This window comes from Malacoplasma penetrans HF-2, assembly GCF_000011225.1.
Taxonomy (GTDB): domain Bacteria; phylum Bacillota_I; class Bacilli_A; order Mycoplasmatales; family Mycoplasmoidaceae; genus Malacoplasma; species Malacoplasma penetrans.
Genome location: NC_004432.1, coordinates 155,333 through 174,402, shown reverse-complemented (window position 1 = coordinate 174,402; position 19,070 = coordinate 155,333). Strand labels below are relative to the sequence as shown.

Below are 19,070 nucleotides of genomic sequence, written 5' to 3'. Positions count from 1 at the left end.
CTCTAACAAATAGAATATAGTATTTTTTTATTTTTGATTTCAATAAATTGATTTTCTTTAAGACGGTATTTTTTTACAGATCCATTTTTGTTTTTATTAATGAATTCAATAATTTGCTCTATTTTATTTTCATTAGGTTTTATACCAATATGATTTAAAAACAGATAAATAAGACTTTCTTTGTAATTATTTTTTATTTTTAAAAAATAATTAATATCAAAATCCTGTTTGATTCAATTATTAAATTTAGAATCCAATAGTTTTATGAAAAACATATTTTTCAGATTGAATCATTTGACCTTAAGATAAAATTTTTGAAAAGTTTTTTTATCTCATTCTGCCATCATTTTTCTAACAACATTTCTACTATATCTATCTCAAAAATTTGTATAGTCTATTACAAATTCTATATTTTTACTTCTGCAATATTGTTCTAAACTTTTTTTAGTTTTATTTAGTAATGGTCTGATTAAAATAAGAGATCTAAATTTACTTTTTCTTCTTATCCCTAAAAATAAATTTTTTTTATTCTTATTAAGGCTCATGTAAGCAGATTCTAAAAAATCATTTTTTTGATGAGCTATTAAAATTTTTTTAATTCCTAATTCTTGAGATATTTTCTCAAAAAAATCATATCTTATTTCTCTATATCAAGTTTGTAAATTATTAATATCTTTGTATTTAGATACATCATCTTTATGGGTATCAAATACAAATAATTTTAGGTTGTATTTTTTGCAGTAATCTCTTACTATCTTTTCATCATTATCTGAATCTTCTCTATCATGGTAATTTACATGACAAACAGCTTCAACCAAATGTCTTTTTTTATTTAATAAGGCCATAGAATCTGGACCACCAGAAACAGCAATTAAATACTTATGTTTCATAATTAAACATTAAACTTATTCATTATTTTATCAAAATCAACATGATTTAAAAATTCATTACAAGCATCCTTTGCTTTAATAATTGCTTGTTGAACTTTAATACTATCTTCAGCGCTGAATTTAGTTAATACATGGTGAGTTAAATTATGAACAGGTTTACCTATTCCAATTCTAATTCTTTTAATTTTTTCAGTATTCATTTTACTAATGATACTTTTAATTCCATTCTGACCACCAGAACTTCCTTTTGCTTTAACCCTAATCTTACCAACATCAGTATCTATGTCATCATAGATTACTAAAATATTTTGCTCATGGATTTTATAAAATTTACAAATCTCATAAACAAATTCTCCAGAGTTATTCATATAAGTCATTGGTTTAGCAATAAAAATTTGATCTTCTGGTTGATCTACTTTTACAAACTGACCATTAAATTTACTGTTGTTTAAAAACAATGTATGTTCTTTTAATAGTTCATCAATACACATAAACCCAACATTATGTTTTGTTTTTTCATATTCAAGCCCTGGATTACCCAATCCAACTACTAAATATTTAGACATTTTTTAATCCTAATTTAAACATTTTAGAACCAATTGCAAAAATTTTCTGAGCTTTAAAAACACTAGTTGGTAAACCTTTTGTATTTTTAAATTTCACATCATAAACTGAAGATAAATAATCTATATTAAATTTTTTGTATCCCAAATACTCAGAGTTTTTAGCAATATCATAAAAAAAGTTATTAAAATCTTTATTTAAAAACTTTTTATAAGAATTGTTAAGAATTTTAAAATCATTATTATCATCATTTTTTAAAATGATTTTTTTATCAGATATTATCTTATCTAATAACTTGACTGCATCCTGTCAGTCTATTGCACTATTTGAATTTTTAATATCATTTTTTATATATTTATAAAAATATTTAAATTTGTTGTCTTTTATAAAAACAACTCCAATTTGTAAAATTTGAACAGAAGTTCCTAAAATTGATTTTTCAATAAAAACAGATGCTAGATTATTCATATTCATAAAAATACCTGCGATATTTCATTTGTATATAATAGTATATTCATTTTAAGGTATTCAACTAAAAATAATATTAATATATAATAAATAATATTTAAAAAACAAACACCTAATCTTATTTGAAAGCTATATTTAATAAAATATGAAACACACTAGCAAGCAAATTTCTCTTCTTAAAAAATCAATTAAAGAGGATGGAACCTTAACAATTTATACTGGAATCTACACAATTAATAAACAAGAGATTATTAAACAAACAATAGAAGAAGTAAAAAAAGAAAAAGAAGTAGTAGTTTTAGATTTTAGTATTATGAACTTAAATAGAAAATATGAAGGTTCAGAAAATATTCAATATTTAAAAGAACAAGTTAAACCAAATAATGAAACAGTAATTTTCATATTGGAATTTACTAATTGTGAGAATTGAAATAAACTAATAGATTTCATTATTAATAACTACAAAAATGCTAAGATTTTTTGTTCAACTAGCTGTAACTTTTCTAGTGTTATTTCATTTTCAAAAATGTCTAGTTTCAAATATGTATACAATGAAATAAAATATGAACCACCAACAATGACTGAATATTTTGAGGAGTGCTTAAATTCTTCATATGATAACTATATAGAGAATGGTTCTTTAATTTATAAAGATGAAATCTCTTTTGAAAAACTTTCTTTGATTAGTGAAATAAACTTATGTAGGTTGTTTAATATTTTCTTTGTTTTAACTAAAGTTAGAAACCATTTTTATATTGAAATATTTTTTAAGTTTTTATTAGAAAATTTAGGCAAGAAATTAACAATTGATTTCATTAAGAAAAATATCTCAAAATCTACCAAATTAAAAATTAGAAATTCTAAGATTTTTTGAAAGTACATAAACCTATTATTAGATTTATATATTTTAATCCCTGTAAACACTATATCTACAAATTCTAAAAGTATTAGAATCCAATCAAAATTTATTTGTGTAGATCATATGTTGTTCAACCAAATCCCTAATGCAAAAAATAAATATTTTTTAATTGGAAGAAATATTTTTATAAGTGAATTTATTAAAAAGAAATTAGACATTTTAACAATTGAAAATAATGGTGAAGAAATAGGAATAGCTGGAAAACTAGTAAATGGCAAAAAAATCATATTCAGTTATTCTCAATCTAATGATGATTTAATTATTAAAACTATAATTGGACAACAAACTGATGAATATGAATTAATTAATTTCAAAAAATCAATTACTAAAAAAGAATTAATTACAATATTGGACACAACTATAAAAAATATTGAATAAAAAAATGTATTTACCTTTTTGAAAATAGAGAGTAAATACATTTTTTCTTACTGTTTATTGTTTGACTTAATTTTATTTCAATAGTCTACAAATTTATTTTCATTTTGACTATATTTATTGGGTTTATAGAATTCTTTATTTTTTAATTCTTTAGGAAGATATTCTTGTTCAACATAAGAAAAATTATAATCATGTGGATACTTGTATCCTTTTACATTTAGTTTTACTGCAGAAGCATAATGAGCATCTCTTAAATGATTAGGTGGTGATAAAGCTTCTTTATTAACAGATTGAATAGCTTCATCAATTGCCATTATTGCTGAATTAGATTTGGGACTTAAACAAAGTTCTATAGTTATTTGAGATAATGGTATTCTTGCTTCTGGTAAACCTAAAGCTTCACTGGCATTAACAGCAGCATTAACTTTTGGACCCAAGCCAGAATTAGCTAAACCTATATCTTCATAAACTACAGCATACAATCTTCTATAAACTGATATTAAATCTCCAGACTCTAATAGCTGTGCAAGATAATATACAGCAGCATTAGGGTCACTTCCTCTAATAGATTTATGAAATGCTGATAATAAATCATAATGATTAGTAGCTCTTCTATCTATTAAAGAATTGGTGATTTTTCCAAGTTCTTTTAAAACTATATCATCACTTTTATTCTGATAATATTTCAAAACAATTTTTAAATAAAAAAAGATTTGTCTAAAGTCAGACTTTGATATTTCTACAATAGCTTCAACAACTTTATTGGAAAGTTTAACTTTTTTATTTTCTAGATATTTAATAACTTCTTCTTTTAAAACTGCAGAGTTAATATTTTCTATTCTGTAAAGTAACAGTCTACTTCTAATAGCTGGATTAACTTTAAAAAAAGGATTTTCAGTAGTAGTTGCTAAAACTATAATCATATCCTTTTCTAAATACATTAATAATAAATCTTGTTTATCTTTATTAAGTCTATGAATTTCTTCAATGATGATAATTGGTTTATTATCTTCAGTGGCTAATTCCAATATTTCCAATAAATCATTTTTGTTATTTGTTGTGGAATTAAAGTAATAAAAATTCTTATTTAATTTTTTTAGTATGAATTGAATTGATGCAGACTTGCCAACACCTGGGTTACCAAAAAATAAGATTGAAAATAAATCATTATTTTCAATCATATTTATTATTATTGAATCTTTTGGAAAGATAACATCTTTACAAATCATTTCATCAAAAGAATTACAAACTAATACTTTTTCATCAAATTTTTTCACAATTAAAAAGCTTTAATCCTTTTAGATAAATCTTTAGTTTTTTGCTTACTTAATTTCTTTTTAATTTTAGACATTTCAATTGATCTATAGTTAGCTCTAAGTTCTTTATTAGAATTTTCTTTTTCTTCAGAAATGAATTTTTTCTTTTGATCATAGAAGAAGTATAAAGATACTCCCATAATACCTGCATATCCAAGGATTAAGAAAACTACATTAAATCCAAAATTACCAAAACTTAAAGCAGATGATTCGCCAGAGAAGCTTCCAAAAATTGCACCTGGTTTAGAAAAATCAATTGCAGCTAATGATAGTGTACCATCATAGTATCTCCCAACTTCCATTAAACCAGCAACTGAATATACCAATCTAATTGCAGTATCTAAAGAAACAATTATTAATAAAGGAAAAATTATTGTTAAAAATAACATATTATATTTTTTTCTATTATTAATAGATTTTTGATAAGCAATAAATCAATAGTAAAAATTAAGTCACAAATAAACAGAACTAAAAACTTGAATAATAGCAACCATTAAAGAGTAATAAAAAGCTATCAAGTTTAAGCCAATACCTGAAGCTGCTTTATCAGGTGAAGCTGTATAAGCTAGGCTTAATGCAAAGATAACTATACCCATAAAAAGAATAAAACCACCAACTATAGAAGTTATCCCTAATTGAGATAGTCAGTTAGTGTTATTTCTATTAACTTTAACTTTCATAATAAACTGTACCTATTTAAAATTAAAAACAATTTTTTCTCTGTTGTCAAAAATTGTATAAAGAGTTTGATTTCAAACTATATTTATATGATACCATTTTGCAAGCTACTTTTTCTTTTTCACCTTTTCTAATTAATTTTTCTAACTCATTTAAATAGACAGAATAATCAGTTTCTTCTTTTTTAATAGATTCAGTTTCTTTAACATTGTTATCTATTAAAATTACAAACTCACCTTTTTCTGTAATTTTAATCTCATTTATATTTGCAATTGAAGATCTATAAATGGTTTCATTCATTTTAGTTAGTTCTCTAGCAATACATATATTTTTGCTATTATCAAAGATTTCTTTAATCATTTTTAAAGTATCTTTAATCCTGTGAACTGATTCAAAAATAATAATTGTTTTAGATTCATTTTTTAATTGGTTTAATTGATCTTGTTTTAAATTTTTATTGTGGTTTAAAAATCCATAGAACAAAACATTAGAAGATGGAAATCCTGAAACTATTAATGAATGCATTAGTGAACTTGGGCCATTTATAATTTGTACATCTCAATTATTTTTTATAAATAAATTAATTAATAAAAATCCTGGATCACTTAAAATGGGATAACCAGCATCACTTAACAAACAATATTCATTGTCTTTAAAATCAAAAGAATTTATGAATTGTTTTTCATTATTACCATTCAAACTATAGAATGTTTTATTTTCTAAAGATATATTAAGTAAATTTAAAAGTTTCTTGCTATTTCTTGTATCTTCACAAAAAAATATAGAATTATTAGTTAGTGTTGTAATAGCTAATTCACTTATTTCTTTTATGTTTCCAATAGGTGTTGCTACAATAAAAAGTTTTTTATTCATATGTAAAATTATTTTATAATAAATAACCTAAGTAAAATTATAATCCATAGGTATTACAATGAATGAAGATTTAAGAATATATGATGTTGCAATAGTAGGTGGTGGAGCTGGAGGTATTTTTGCTAGCACCATTTCAAACTACTTTAATTTAAATAGCATCTTAATTGAAAAAAAATCATATTTGGGTGGACAACCAATGGAATTGTATCCAAATAAATTTATTTATGACTTTCCATGTTTTTTTGAAATTAAATCTAGTGATGTAATTAAAAAATTAATCCAACAAAACAAAGAACAAAAAAACTCAAATATCCAATTAGACACAGATATCTTAAATATCACATGACAAACAATAAATGAACAAGAACTATTTTTATTTGAAACAAACAAAAATAGTTTTTATGCAAAAAAAATTATTTTAGCTTCAGGAAATGGTTCTTTTAATCCAAGAAAACTAGAAATTAACAATGAACCCATTGATAGTCCTTTTATTCATTATTCATTAAATTTAGAAACAGAAATTTATAAGAACAAAAAAATATTAGTTTTAGGTGGTGGAGATTCAGCAGTTGAATGAGCCAACTATTTTGTAGAAGAAAAGATAACTAATAATGTTGCAATTATTCACAGAAGAAATGAATACCGTTCAAGTTCATTTATGATTGATTGTTTATCTAAAAATAATATTTTACAAAAGTTGAATTATGAAATTATAGATTTTAATGAAAGCAATAAAACTTTAACTATTAAACATAAAGAAACTGAAAAAGAACAAACATTACCTTTTGATTATGTTCTTGTTCAATATGGTCAAATATCAAGTCCAATTAATATTGAACTTTTAAACCAAATTAACAAAGAAAAAGGCAAGTATGTAATTGATCTAAATCAAAAAACAAATATTAAAAATATTTATGCAATTGGAGATGCTACTCACTTTTATTGCAAACCAAATACAATTATTACTGCATGTGCAGAAGCTGTGAGAGCATTATGACATATTTCTAAAAATAAAAAAGATTGATAATCAACAACATAAAAAAAATACTAGATTTTAAGTCTAGTATTTTTTTATAACTTTTAAGTTATTAAATAATAATTAATTTGATTGAGAAGTAATTATGAAATCAATCTTAGCATATGAAGAATCTTCTCCATATTTAGATTTAATTTGATTAGTCAACTCTGTTTTCAATCCATCTAAAGTTTTACTTGCATCTTCAAATTTTAATAAAGAAATATCTATAGTTTTAACATTAGGATATTTAGCAAGGAATCCCATAATTTCAGTTAATGTTTTGTTGTAATCTAAACTAGCTCCATTTTTTGCAGTTACTGTAACTTTAGAAACCTTTGATCAACCATCAGAACTAGAGTCTCATCATTCACCAATTTGTGAATCATTAGATGGTTCTTTACCACCAGTAATAGTTTCATTAGCAGTACCATTTGAGTTTCCTGATGAAACAGCAACATAAGCAATGTAGAATCTATCTGTTCCATCATTTAATTTAGGTATTGAAACATCATTAAATGAAGTGATACCAGTATTTTGTAGGTTTCAAGAATAAATATATCCACCAGCAAAGTTACCTTGGAAAGCTCTTTCTTTTATTCTATCTTTATAAACAATGTTAACAGCCTTTTGTAGTTGATCAGTTGTTAAGTCAGTATGACTACTTAAATCAATTTCTGTAAATCTTGCATCATGAACAGTTTCAGTAATAATTGCTGCACTTTCAGGAATTTGTAATGGATCAATTGATTTGATGTTATCAGATGAAATTTTTAATTCTTGAGTAGTTGTAGGGAAAGAAACACCTTTAATAGTTGTGAATGCCCCTCCTAAGTCTACTTTTTTAACTGTAGAAAAATATTTCATATCTGGAAGTTGTTTAATTGATGTGTCATCAACACTTTCAATTCTTAAGTAATCTGGTTGGTAACGATCAACTAATTTAGTGATAACATCTGCAGTCATTGTTTTACTGTCTAATGCAACATACAATTGTTTAACTGATTCTGGAGCACTTGGATTTTTTAAGATTTCAGTTGGAGTAAATTCAGCAACACTTGCATAAGCTTTAGATAAATCAACATTATCAATTTGATGAACAACAGCAACTTTTTTATCTCATCCAGGGAAGTTACCATATACAACATCTTTATATTCTCTAGATTGTTGATAGTTGTTATAACTAATATCTTCATCATATGCTAATATTGGCATGAACTTTCTATTGTTTTCATAAACTGTAGAAACTAAATATTCTTTTTCTTGACCACTTACTGTAGTTAATTTTTTCTTAGCTGTATATTTTGAATCTACTGTAGATTCACTGCTACTTGAAGAACTTAAAGATTGTCTACTAACTTGTGAACTTACATTTGAACTTAATCCTGTTGCGACAATGTTTAAGTTGTCTGTAGATATTACACTACCATTAACTTTTAAGTTGCTACCATTGTTACTACTAGAATTATTTAATGAATTTTCATGATTATTATTCGAAGTAACTAAAGGAAGTGTTACACCAATACCGGCACCAGCAACGGTTAAACCACCAATGATTGCTAACAATCCTTTTCTAAATTTTGACATTTTTTTCATAAAATTTTACCTCTCATTTATAAAAAAGAATCTTTAAAGATAATAAAAAATAAATAGCTTTTTTAATAAAGCAAATTTAACTTATCTTTTTAGATTCAAGATTATTATAAGTTATTAAAAAGTTAAATCAAACTTCCCAAAGAATATTTAAAATTTGTAAATAAATTTAAAATAGAAATAAAATAACACACCTTACTACAAGGTGTGTTAAATCTATTTTTATGTAGTTTAATAGTTAGTAATTAACTATTTTAGAATTCATTTTCTTTTATTACCAACAATTGTTGAATCATCAGTTTTAGGAATACTTTTAATGATGTTAACAATCTTTTTATGTTTTACAGTGTTATCAGCATTATAGTATTCATCATTTTTTAATTGTAGATCTAATAGGAAAATATTCTTAATTGCTCTATTTGCTATTTTTAAAGACTGAGAAATAATATCTCCATAATTATTTTTATATTCTGGTTTGATAAAATCTATTCTTAATAATTCTTTAGATATCCCACTAGCAATTAAAATGTTATTTTCTTTTGTGTATGTGTAAAACATTTTGTATTTCACAATAGCAACTTTTTCTTTATCAGTTTCAACACTTACATAAATAATATTTGAGTCACTATCTTCAATACTATAAACATAGTTAAGATTGTTTCAATTGACTAAAAATAGTTTATTTCAGTTTTCTAAACATTGCTGTTTATCATTAAAATCTTTTTCATTAAAAGATTCATCAATTATTTTTTTATAAACTGATCCATCTTTTTTAATGAATTCTAAAATTTCAGAATAAGTCATGATTGTAGTATCATTTATTCTTTTAACAATTTCTTGTCAGTCATCTAAGCTGTAAATATCAATACCTTCAAAAATATTTTTAAAAGCACTATTAGATTCATTAGCAGCTTCTTTGAACTTTTTTAATACTTGAGATCTATTACCTAATAGTGTTGTATCTTTAGGTTTATCTAAAACAATTCATTCATAAACATATGCTAATAGCAATAATTCATCAATTTCACTGTCTTTTAATCTTTTATCAAAAAAGATATTTGAATCCATTAAATATTTAATTAAAGCAACAAAAATAGTTTTTTCAAAAATTCAGTTACTTTCAGTATCTATTCCAATTTTTGAAAAAATTAATTCATGCTTTTCAAGAAGATCAGTAGCATCTTTTTTCTTACCTAATAATATTTGTTTATGAATATAACTTACTTTTATTTGAGTTTTTCTTCATAAATCAAATACATTTAGAGAATTTTTTTGATTAAAAATTTTTTTCATATTCAAAATTTATATTTAATTACACTATATTATTATAAACATATTAAATAATACAAAATTAAAATATTATCTTAATTATTATCTCAAATCAATATATTAAAAAAGAAAAAATCCTATTTATTAAAAAATAAATAGGATTTTGATTAATTTAATTTTAATGGTGCACTTAGAGGGACTTGAACCCACACTCGTAAGAATCAGATCCTAAGTCTGACGCGTCTGCCATTCCGCCATAAGTGCATGGTGCTTTGTGAGGGGTTCGAACCCCCGACCCAGTGATTAAGAGTCACTTGCTCTACCGACTGAGCTAACAAAGCAAAGAAAGGTATATATGAATATATATTTTAATGGTGCCGACTATAGGAATCGAACCTACAACCTACTGATTACAAGTCAGTTGCTCTGCCTATTGAGCTAAGTCGGCATGGTGGAGTGTGAGGGGATCGAACCCCCGACCCTATGCTTGTAAGGCATATGCTCTCCCAGCTGAGCTAACACTCCGGTTTGAGGATTTTGGGTCCTCTCAAATTTCAATTGGTGACCTGTACGGGATTCAAACCCGTGAATGCACGCGTGAAAGGCGTGTGTGTTAAGTCGCTTCACCAACAGGCCATGGCGGATACAGTAGGGATCGAACCTACGACCAACCGGTTAACAGCCGGTTGCTCTACCGCTGAGCTATGTATCCATTTATAAACACTTAAATATTATAGCATATTTTTAAATTTATAAAAATTAAGTTAATTTTTTTATAAATCTAATAAAAAATAGCATTTTTTAATAACCAATAATAAGGAATTTAATTGCTTTTAATACTTTAATTAGTTATTTTTATATTTGTAAAAGATAATAGTTAATCATTATATATTTGTATATATAAATATAATATATTACTCATGCATAAAGACAGAGACACTATATAAAGTGTATAATATCAATTAATCTAACACTTAGAAAATAATTTAGTATATATGATCAAAATTAAAGAAATGACAGATATCTTATTAAAAGATAGACAACTTTATAAAGAGTGTGGTGACCTTTTTAAATATTTGGCAGAAGTAAGAATAAACTTCTCTTCACTAGAAGCCCATAATGTTCCTTGACAATTATCTCAAGTTTTAGAAATTATATCTTCTAACAAACTAGATCATAATGAAATAGATCTTGAAGAAACTATATTTAATTATTGTTATAACACTGCCCATTATGGTCAAAATGCAAAAAGAGCTGTAATGTGTAGTTTTAAATCTATTTTCTGGATAACAAAAATTAGAAACCAAGAAAGTATTGGTTTAAAAGATATTGATAAAATTATTGAAATTTTTAAAGACACTCATAAAGTTGCTTCAATAAAGAAAAATGATTTAAGTGGAGAAGATATTGATTTCTTACTATCTTTAATAAATGGTAAGTTTTCTAATAATCCATTATATTTCTTCCCTCTATTCTTATTATTAATTGAAGAATATTTAAAAAACTTTCCATATAACAATTCAGTAATCAGCACTTTAACTAATCTCTATTTAATAAAAAATAAATTACTATTTGCACCATCAATTTGTTTTTCATATCCCCTTTTAAATAATTGAAGAAAATATAAGAAACTTTTATTAATAACAAAAGAGAATCCTAAAGAAATATCTAATTTTTCAATCTTTGTTTTTGATTTATTAAAACAAGCCTCAGTAGTTTCAAGAGCTTTTATCTCAGACTACTCATCTATTAAAAATGGATTAAGCACTTTAATAGATAATAAAGTTATTTCAAAAAAAGACTTTATTAGAATATTAAAAAGTATTGTCTTTGAAGAATATGAGAAGTCAAACAAAGAAACTGAAACTGCAAAGGTTTTAATAAAACATAAATTAGTAACTAAAGTTGGACATCTAAAACCTTCTACAGAAAAAGAGGTTCCAAAAGATATATATATGTTTAATGAATACATGTCTTCATTGCAAAAATTAATTAACAATAAAAAAGAACCAACAACCAAATTATTTACACTAAAAGAAAATTTAAATTAAAAATAAAAAATGTAGTGAGTCTTAATGACCACTACATTTTTATTAGTTTAGTTTGAGTTGTTTAGTAATTAATTTTTTTTAGGTAAAACTTCAAATAAAGGCATTCCTTTTTTAATTTCACCAGATTTTTTAAGGAATTTAATTTCTCTTCCTTCAAGTGATTCATTTAGAACAATAATAGGAGTGATTGTTGATTTAGCATGTTTTAAATCAGCTAATTTAACAGTACCTATTTCTTGACCAACTTTAACAGTATCTCCAGTTTTAACATTTGGAGCAAATGGTTTTAATTCTTTACCACTTTTATCTTTTAAGTTGATTGAATCAATTCCAACGTGAATTAAAATTTGAGTTCCTTTTTCAGTTTCGAAACTGTATGCATGACCAGTATCAAATACTAATGAAAGTTTTCCATCAATTGGAGAATAGATTTTTCCAGTTGTTGGTTTAACTGCAATACCAACACCCATCATGTTTTTACTAAATGTTTCATCTGGAACTTTAGCTAAACTTACTATTTCACCTGTGAATGGAGAGTTAACTACAACTTTTTCTTTTGATAATTCAGAATCTGTTTTAACAACTTCTTTTTCTGGTTTTACTTCAGAAGCAGATGAAGTATCACTAGAATTATTCATTATTTTTTCATATTCTGATTTCAAGTTAGGAGATGAAGAAATATTTTCCATTAGTGTTTTAATATTTCCTTTAATAATATCTGCTTCTGCTCCAAACACAGCATACACAGATTGAGGAGATGGCTTAATAGTTCCTCTTGCTCCTAATTGCATTAACTTAGCAGTATCAACAACAGATTGATCTTTAATTTGGATTCTTAATTTTGTAATACATGCATCAACATTTTTAATGTTGTCAAATCCACCATAAGCACTAACTACATTTAAAGCTAATACTTGATCATTGTTCAATGATTCTGATGATCCATTAATTTGAACTTTATTTTGTTTGTTTTTGTAATCTTCTTTAGTGAATAATCTTGTATTTTCACCACGTCCTGGAGTTTGGATATTGAACTTCTTAATTAAGAAGTAGAACAAGAAGAAGTAAATTGGAGCATAAGCTAGTCCAAAGATGAATGATCATCATGCATTTGAACCATATTGAATTTGGATTGCACCATAAATAATTCAGTCAATCATTCCACCACTAAATGACATACCAATATGAGGTGCTAATTCTGGATGACCAGTAGCTGATACAATTAATCCAATTCAGTTCATTAATCCAAATGCTAAAGCACATAATGAAGCATGAACTCCTCAGAATAATCATGGAGCTAAGAATAAGAATGTATATTCAATTGGTTCAGTAATTCCAGTTAGCAATGAAGTAAATCCTGCTGACATACAGATTGACATTGCTAATTTTCTGTTTTCTTTAGGGGCAGCCATTACCATTGCAGCTGCAGCTGCAGGTAACCCTAAGATCATGAATACATACTTACCTTGAAGGTATTGTCCAACATTAACACCTTTAAATCCGTTGGCACCAATTGTTCCTAAAGCTTGTTGCCCAGAAGTTAAGTTAGATCAAGTAAGTACTGATTGAATTGCACCATTAGAACTAGAAGCAATTGATGCATTATCATATGTCCCATTAATTGCACTATAAGTTCAACCACTTGATAGTTCTTTTAATCAAACAGACTTACCTAATAGGTTAGCATTTATAAATGCTCACATAGTTTGATCCCCTGCTGCAGAGTTAACAGTGATTTGACTGTTAGGGTTTAATGAATTAATTAACTCTCTTCAAGATGTTAAACTAGTAGCAGTTGAAGTAGCTAATACTGCATAAGCTTTACCATCTTGATAAATAATTGCATTTTGAGTTAAGTCAATTGATCCACCAGCTTGTGTATATCATAATGGTGAGTAGAAAGCATGGTGTAACCCAAATGGAACTAATGCTCTTTCAATAAAACCAAAAATGAAAGAGTTAATACCAACAGCTTGACCAAGAGCTTGTCCTAAGAATGTTAAAGCAATACCAACAAGCGGTCAAATCATTAAGAATAATATTGTTACTGGGAATAAAGCAAGGAAAGTTACGATTGGAACAAATCTAACCCCATTGAAGAACCCAATGATTGGATGTAATTTAATATTTTTAAATTTGTTATATAAAAAGGCTACTAAGAACCCTACAACAAATCCACCAAAAACTGATGATTGTAATTGGTTAATACCAATAACAGCACCATATAAAGAAGAAGGAAGTGCTGCATTACCTGCACTTAATCCAAAGATGTTGCCTTGATAAAACAATAAGTTGTATCCGATAACAGCACCTGTAGTATCAGTTACAGATTGAGACAAGGCATCTTGTAATGACCCAAATATAAGATAACCAATAAAACATGCTAAAGCAGCTGGACCTGCATCACCTGTAAAGGCAATAGCAATTGCAATAGCAAATAGTAATGGCAATGCACCAAATACAGCATTACCTGGAACTTGTAAAAAGTTTCCAAATACTCTTAGGCCTTCATTACCTCCAGCATTTGTTACAATTGCTGATCCTACACCCAGAAAGATCCCTGCAATTGGTAACATTGCAATCGGAAGCATTAAACCTTTTGATAATTTTGCAATAAACTCTTTGGTGTTACCTTTTTTCTCTTTGCCAGCACCTTGTTTTTTGAACAAAGAATTGAACTTCAATTTTGAGAAATAAGTTTTCAGCGAGGTTTGCAAATTACCACTCATAGAATAATTCATATTTATCTATTTATTTTTCGCTTTGATTATTTAAAGTTTTAGTGGAAATGACCAACTAATATAAATTCTATTGCTAATTGTTATTTTTTAAAAAAATAAAAGTTGTAAATATAATTATTAATTCATAAATAGAATGAATGTTTTAAGTTTAAAAATAACCATTTATAAATATCAGTAAATCATTTCTGAAAATATCAAACCAATTAACTAAATCTTTGTAAAAACAAACAAAAAAATTAATCTATTATCAACAAACAATAACCTTATTAAAAATCTAAGTTTTTAATTTAATATTAAACATAATATGAAGATCATAAAAATAACTCCAAGAGGATTTTGTAAAGGTGTTGTTGATGCATATGCTACTTGTAAAAAAATAGCTAAACTTTACCCCAATCATGAAAAATATTTAATTGGTTGATTGGTGCATAATAAAGAAATTATTAAAGAACTTGAAGAGTTAGGAATTCAAACTAAGGATGATAAAAATCATAGTAGATCTGAAATTATAGATTCAATAGAAATTAAGGATAAAAATAATCCTCCTATTGTTATTTTTAGTGCTCATGGGACTGACCAAAAAACAATAGATAAAGCAAGGGAAAAAGGGTTGGTTGTTTTTGATACAACTTGTATTTATGTAACTAAAACCCATGACCTAATTAAAGAAAAAATTGAACAGGGATATCAAATATTTTATATTGGTGTTAATAACCACCCAGAAACAATTTCAACACTTTCAATTGATAAATCAATAATACTAATTGAAACAGTAAATGATATAGAAAATATTAGAACAGAAAGTGAAAAACCAATATTTGTAACTAATCAAACTACTATTTCAATTTATGAATTTGAAGAAATAACAGAAACACTAAAATCAAAATATAAAAACATTGAATTTAAAAATGATATTTGTAATGCTGCAAAAGATAGACAAGATGCAGTAATTAATATGCCAAGTGAAGTAGATTTATTATTAGTAGTTGGAGATATTAAATCTAATAATTCTAAAAAATTAGTTGAAATAGGAATAAAAAAACAAATTGAATCACACTTAATTTGAAATACAAAAAATATTAAAGATGAATGATTTATTAACAAAAAATGTTTAGCAATTACATCAGGGTGTTCTACACCTACCTGACTTGCTAATTATGTTATAATCTTTCTAGAAAAAAAACTGGGAACTGCAAATGATTAAACAATTTTTTTCCAATGTTTATGAAGGCATAAAACATTATAGTAATTACTTATGAGAATTATCTAAAAAGCAATTAATAAAAATCTATCTTAACAAAAAACATTTAATTTGAAAAATATCAATTATTCTTATTTGTGCTTTTATTGTTTTATTAACAAGCTTTTTAACAAGAAACTCAATCTTAAATGCTACGCAATCATATTGAGAATTAATTCCAGGTTTTCTAGTAATAAATATTACTGGTAACACTGGGGTTTCATTTGGAACATTAGGTGATTCAAATCCTTCTTTAGTTTATTTTGTTCAATCAATTCCTATAGTGTTAGGTTTTTTTGTTTTATTATTTTCTTCTAACTATTTATTAGATATAGGTGTCTCACTAGTTTTTTTTGGTGGCTTATCAAATATTATTGATAGATCAATTGTAGATAACTATAAATATCTAAGTGGTATTAGTACAAACAATGCAGTAGTGGATTATTTCCAATTTCCTTTTATTAAAAACTCAGCTATCTTCAATTTCCCAGATACTTTTGTAATTATTGGAATGATTTTTGTTGGTATCCAAATAATAATTTCATTTGTTAAAGATTACAAGAAAGAAAAAGATTCTGAAGAAAATAAAAAACCAATTAAAGATGTTGTATTAGATGAAGAAAGAAATAAAACAAAAAAAGAACCTATTAAAAAACCAATAGTTATACAAAAAAGCTAATATATAAATATGAAAAATACTCAAAGATTAGATATTCTTGTTTCTAGTAAATTTTCTTTATCTAGATCAATTGCAAAACATAAAATTGAAAATAATTTGGTTACAGTAAATGGAAAAATAATTTCTAAACCAAATACTAAAGTTGATGAAGAATCTGAAATAATTTTAAAAGAAGAAAAAATAGTTGAAGAAACTAAAGTTTTAACACCTTGAAAAAAAGATATTGAAATAGTTTATGAAGACAAATACATATTAATTGTTAATAAACCAAACGATATTATTGTTCACCCAACAAGTTATGATTTATCAAATACTTTGGCTAATATTATTAAATATATTTTTGATTCAAAAAAAATTAAATACAATGGCGATCCATTAAGAATGGGAATTGTGCATAGGCTTGATAAATGTACAGAAGGTTTAGTTATTGTTGCAAAATCTCTAGATTCTTTTAATGCTTTTACTAAACTGTTTTTAGATCAAAAAATAGAAAAAAAATATCTAGCATTGTTACATAACCATTTACAAACAAGAACAGTAGAAGTAGATGCACCAATTAAAAGAGTTGAAACTTCAACTAGAAGAGAAGTAAGTAGAGATATAGATGCCAAAGAAGCTAGAACTATATTTAAAGAAATTAATAAATATAAAAATTTCACATTAGCTGAAGTTGAATTATTTACAGGTAGAACACACCAAATTAGAGTCCATGCAGAATTTATTAAAAATCATGTAATTAATGATCCAATTTATGGACCAAAACATATTAATAAAACTACTAAATATGGACAGTATTTAGTAGCCTATAAACTTAAATTTATTCACCCTTTTACTCAAAAGGAAGTTAATATAAATTTAGACATGCCAAAAGAATTTAAAGAATATATTAAAAAATATGGAAAATAATAAATTTAGTTTATTGATAGATGGATGTTTAGATTATTTAGAATTAGCTATCATCAAAGATAAAACAATAGTTGATTCTAGTTTTGAAATACAAGATAAGAATTTGACAAAGATATTAAATCCATCAATTGCTTTTATAATTGAAAAAAATAAATTAGAAAAAGAAAACTTGGAATCTATTTATATTGTTAATGGTCCAGGTTCTTTTACATCTGTTAAATCAGTTGTTTTATTTGCAAACACATTTAAAAAAGTTTTTCAGAATGTAAATCTTTATTTTTTAAATTCTACTCAGTGAAACACCACTAAGGAAAATGAAATTGTTTTAATAGACGCTAAAACAAAATTATTTTATATTGGTGCTAATGGAATGGAAAAACCATTTCTTATTCAATCTGATGAAATTAATAAATTAACAAATAAATATGAAAAATATTTTTATAGTTTAGAAACTAAAAAAAGTATTTATGAAAAATGACAGTTCAATAAAAACAAATTTTTAAAAACTTCATTTATTAGACCTTTATACATTAAAGAAGCAATCTATGATTACTCTAAAAAACAAAAATAATATTTCAGAATCTGAATTAAATGAAATTGTATCTTTAGAACAAGAAATTTTTTTACATAATGGATACACTTTAGAAAATTTAAATAGTTTTTTAGAAAGCCAAAACTTTTATTGTTTAATTTACAAAGATAATAAACAAATATTGGGATATTGTTTATTTTTTGAAAATGAACAAGAAGCTGAGATTTATAAAATTGGTGTTGTTTATAGTTACAGAAATAAAAAAATAGGAAGTAATTTACTTTCCTATTTAAAAGAAAACTATAAATCAATTTTCTTAGAAGTTTCTGATAGAGATAACACAATAAATTTTTATTTAAAGAATAACTTCAAAGTTATCCATAAAAGAGATAATTATTATTCAGATAATAGCGATGCTTTTTTAATGAAATGAATTAAGCAGGGTATTTAACCACATCTTCAAATTCAACAGATTTTATTTTATTTCCCTCAATATGCAAAACTGCATATGATTTCATTTGATTAGCATTTCTAGGATACATTAATGATCCAGGATTAATAATTAAAATGTTATCTTTATAAAAAACTTGTTCTATATGAGTATGCCCACTAAACAAAATGTCTATATTGTTTTCTTTGGCATACTCATATAGTTTTAATTCCCTTCTTTCATACCCTGGAACGGAGTATCCAAATTGATCTCCATGCATTAGTCTACAATTTAAGTCCTCTATTTTAAAGTCAACAATTCTTTCCCCTTCATAGTCATTGTTGCCGGCTACAAAATAATCAAAGTTTTCACTTATTAAATCTATGTCTGTACAAAAATCTCCACAGTGAATTTTAATATCAGGTTGTTCTTCATTAATTATCTTCCTAAAAAAAGATCTATCACCATGCGTATCAGAAATAATCAAAATTTTCTTCATATCAACCACCCACTTCATTTACTTTATAT

At 25.3% G+C, this 19,070-nt stretch carries 18 protein-coding genes and 6 tRNA genes; 8 read left to right on the top strand and 16 right to left on the bottom strand.

Translation table 4 applies throughout. The annotated features are described in order from the left end of the window. Positions 1-2 precede the first annotated feature (2 nt). The 3 genes from tilS to MYPE_RS00760 are packed head-to-tail and all read right to left on the bottom strand — an operon-like array spanning position 3 to position 1,928. Positions 3-890 (bottom strand): tRNA lysidine(34) synthetase TilS, encoded by an 888-nt coding sequence (gene tilS, locus MYPE_RS00770; RefSeq protein WP_011076973.1) that lies wholly within the window; start codon positions 888-890, stop codon positions 3-5. Positions 891-892: 2 nt separating this feature from the next. Next, positions 893-1,456 (bottom strand): aminoacyl-tRNA hydrolase, encoded by a 564-nt coding sequence (pth, locus tag MYPE_RS00765; RefSeq protein WP_011076972.1) that lies wholly within the window; start codon positions 1,454-1,456, stop codon positions 893-895. Beyond that, entirely contained in the window at positions 1,449-1,928 is a 480-nt protein-coding gene (locus MYPE_RS00760; protein ID WP_011076971.1) for a hypothetical protein, read from the bottom strand. Before MYPE_RS00760 ends, pth begins: the two co-directional genes overlap by 8 nt. Positions 1,929-2,067: 139 nt before the next feature. Here MYPE_RS00760 and MYPE_RS00755 point away from each other — a divergent pair, with 139 nt between their 5' ends. Further along, the gene (locus MYPE_RS00755) at positions 2,068-3,219 is read left to right on the top strand and encodes an AAA family ATPase (protein ID WP_011076970.1); all 1,152 of its coding nucleotides are present in this window, start codon (positions 2,068-2,070) and stop codon (positions 3,217-3,219) included. Between the two features lie 47 nt (positions 3,220-3,266). On the opposite strand, the gene MYPE_RS00750 is transcribed toward MYPE_RS00755, so the two are convergent. Genes MYPE_RS00750 through rsmI form a run of 3 tightly spaced genes read right to left on the bottom strand, consistent with a single transcriptional unit; the run spans position 3,267 to position 6,086 of the window. Continuing rightward, complete coding sequence (locus MYPE_RS00750) at positions 3,267-4,496, bottom strand: replication-associated recombination protein A (RefSeq protein ID WP_011076969.1); 1,230 nt, start codon at positions 4,494-4,496, stop codon at positions 3,267-3,269. A gap of 2 nt (positions 4,497-4,498) precedes the next feature. Beyond that, a complete protein-coding gene (locus tag MYPE_RS00745) occupies positions 4,499-5,215 on the bottom strand; it encodes a hypothetical protein (RefSeq protein WP_011076968.1) in 717 nt (238 codons plus the stop codon). A gap of 22 nt (positions 5,216-5,237) precedes the next feature. Beyond that, entirely contained in the window at positions 5,238-6,086 is an 849-nt protein-coding gene (gene rsmI, locus MYPE_RS00740; RefSeq protein ID WP_011076967.1) for a 16S rRNA (cytidine(1402)-2'-O)-methyltransferase, read from the bottom strand. 58 nt (positions 6,087-6,144) lie between these two features. Between rsmI and MYPE_RS00735 the strand changes: the two genes are divergently transcribed. After that, on the top strand, positions 6,145-7,113 hold the full coding sequence (locus tag MYPE_RS00735; RefSeq protein WP_011076966.1) for an NAD(P)/FAD-dependent oxidoreductase: 969 nt from the start codon (positions 6,145-6,147) through the stop codon (positions 7,111-7,113). 72 nt (positions 7,114-7,185) lie between these two features. Here MYPE_RS00735 and MYPE_RS00730 read toward each other — a convergent pair whose 3' ends face one another. The 8 genes from MYPE_RS00730 to MYPE_RS00695 all read right to left on the bottom strand — a co-directional run bounded on the left by MYPE_RS00730 (position 7,186) and on the right by MYPE_RS00695 (position 10,675). Next, complete coding sequence (locus tag MYPE_RS00730) at positions 7,186-8,697, bottom strand: IgG-blocking protein M (protein ID WP_011076965.1); 1,512 nt, start codon at positions 8,695-8,697, stop codon at positions 7,186-7,188. A gap of 246 nt (positions 8,698-8,943) precedes the next feature. Beyond that, the gene (locus tag MYPE_RS00725; protein ID WP_044891194.1) at positions 8,944-9,987 is read right to left on the bottom strand and encodes a hypothetical protein; all 1,044 of its coding nucleotides are present in this window, start codon (positions 9,985-9,987) and stop codon (positions 8,944-8,946) included. Between the two features lie 158 nt (positions 9,988-10,145). Further along, positions 10,146-10,227 (bottom strand) — tRNA-Leu (locus tag MYPE_RS00720). Position 10,228: 1 nt separating this feature from the next. Further along, positions 10,229-10,304, bottom strand: a tRNA-Lys gene (locus MYPE_RS00715). 31 nt (positions 10,305-10,335) lie between these two features. After that, positions 10,336-10,411, bottom strand: a tRNA-Thr gene (locus tag MYPE_RS00710). Between the two features lies 1 nt (position 10,412). Next, positions 10,413-10,488 (bottom strand) — tRNA-Val (locus tag MYPE_RS00705). A 34-nt stretch (positions 10,489-10,522) separates the two neighbouring features. Continuing rightward, a tRNA-Glu gene (locus tag MYPE_RS00700) sits at positions 10,523-10,599 on the bottom strand. A gap of 1 nt (position 10,600) precedes the next feature. After that, a tRNA-Asn gene (locus MYPE_RS00695) sits at positions 10,601-10,675 on the bottom strand. Between the two features lie 283 nt (positions 10,676-10,958). Here MYPE_RS00695 and MYPE_RS00690 point away from each other — a divergent pair. Beyond that, complete coding sequence (locus tag MYPE_RS00690) at positions 10,959-12,014, top strand: hypothetical protein (protein WP_011076963.1); 1,056 nt, start codon at positions 10,959-10,961, stop codon at positions 12,012-12,014. 68 nt (positions 12,015-12,082) lie between these two features. On the opposite strand, the gene MYPE_RS00685 is transcribed toward MYPE_RS00690, so the two are convergent. Further along, a complete protein-coding gene (locus MYPE_RS00685; protein ID WP_152023099.1) occupies positions 12,083-14,743 on the bottom strand; it encodes a PTS transporter subunit IIABC in 2,661 nt (886 codons plus the stop codon). Between the two features lie 316 nt (positions 14,744-15,059). Here MYPE_RS00685 and ispH point away from each other — a divergent pair, with 316 nt between their 5' ends. Genes ispH through MYPE_RS05350 form a run of 5 tightly spaced genes read left to right on the top strand, consistent with a single transcriptional unit; the run spans position 15,060 to position 18,563 of the window. Continuing rightward, positions 15,060-15,959 carry a 4-hydroxy-3-methylbut-2-enyl diphosphate reductase gene (ispH, locus tag MYPE_RS00680; RefSeq protein ID WP_011076961.1) on the top strand — a complete coding sequence of 300 codons (900 nt, stop codon included), beginning with the start codon at positions 15,060-15,062 and terminating at the stop codon, positions 15,957-15,959. Further along, positions 15,952-16,674: a lipoprotein signal peptidase gene (locus MYPE_RS00675; RefSeq protein ID WP_011076960.1), complete on the top strand. Its 723-nt coding sequence runs from the start codon at positions 15,952-15,954 to the stop codon at positions 16,672-16,674. Before ispH ends, MYPE_RS00675 begins: the two co-directional genes overlap by 8 nt. A gap of 9 nt (positions 16,675-16,683) precedes the next feature. Next, positions 16,684-17,580 (top strand): RluA family pseudouridine synthase, encoded by an 897-nt coding sequence (locus MYPE_RS00670; RefSeq protein WP_011076959.1) that lies wholly within the window; start codon positions 16,684-16,686, stop codon positions 17,578-17,580. Then, positions 17,570-18,151 (top strand): tRNA threonylcarbamoyladenosine biosynthesis protein TsaB, encoded by a 582-nt coding sequence (locus tag MYPE_RS00665; protein WP_011076958.1) that lies wholly within the window; start codon positions 17,570-17,572, stop codon positions 18,149-18,151. The genes MYPE_RS00670 and MYPE_RS00665 overlap by 11 nt, the downstream gene beginning before the upstream one ends. Next, the gene (locus MYPE_RS05350) at positions 18,126-18,563 is read left to right on the top strand and encodes a GNAT family N-acetyltransferase (protein WP_011076957.1); all 438 of its coding nucleotides are present in this window, start codon (positions 18,126-18,128) and stop codon (positions 18,561-18,563) included. The genes MYPE_RS00665 and MYPE_RS05350 overlap by 26 nt, the downstream gene beginning before the upstream one ends. Here the strand turns inward: MYPE_RS05350 and MYPE_RS00655 are convergent. Continuing rightward, positions 18,547-19,041, bottom strand: coding sequence for a metallophosphoesterase family protein (locus tag MYPE_RS00655; RefSeq protein ID WP_160162145.1), 495 nt, complete (start codon positions 19,039-19,041; stop codon positions 18,547-18,549). The two genes, MYPE_RS05350 and MYPE_RS00655, sit on opposite strands and share 17 nt — an antisense overlap. Positions 19,042-19,070 lie beyond the last annotated feature (29 nt).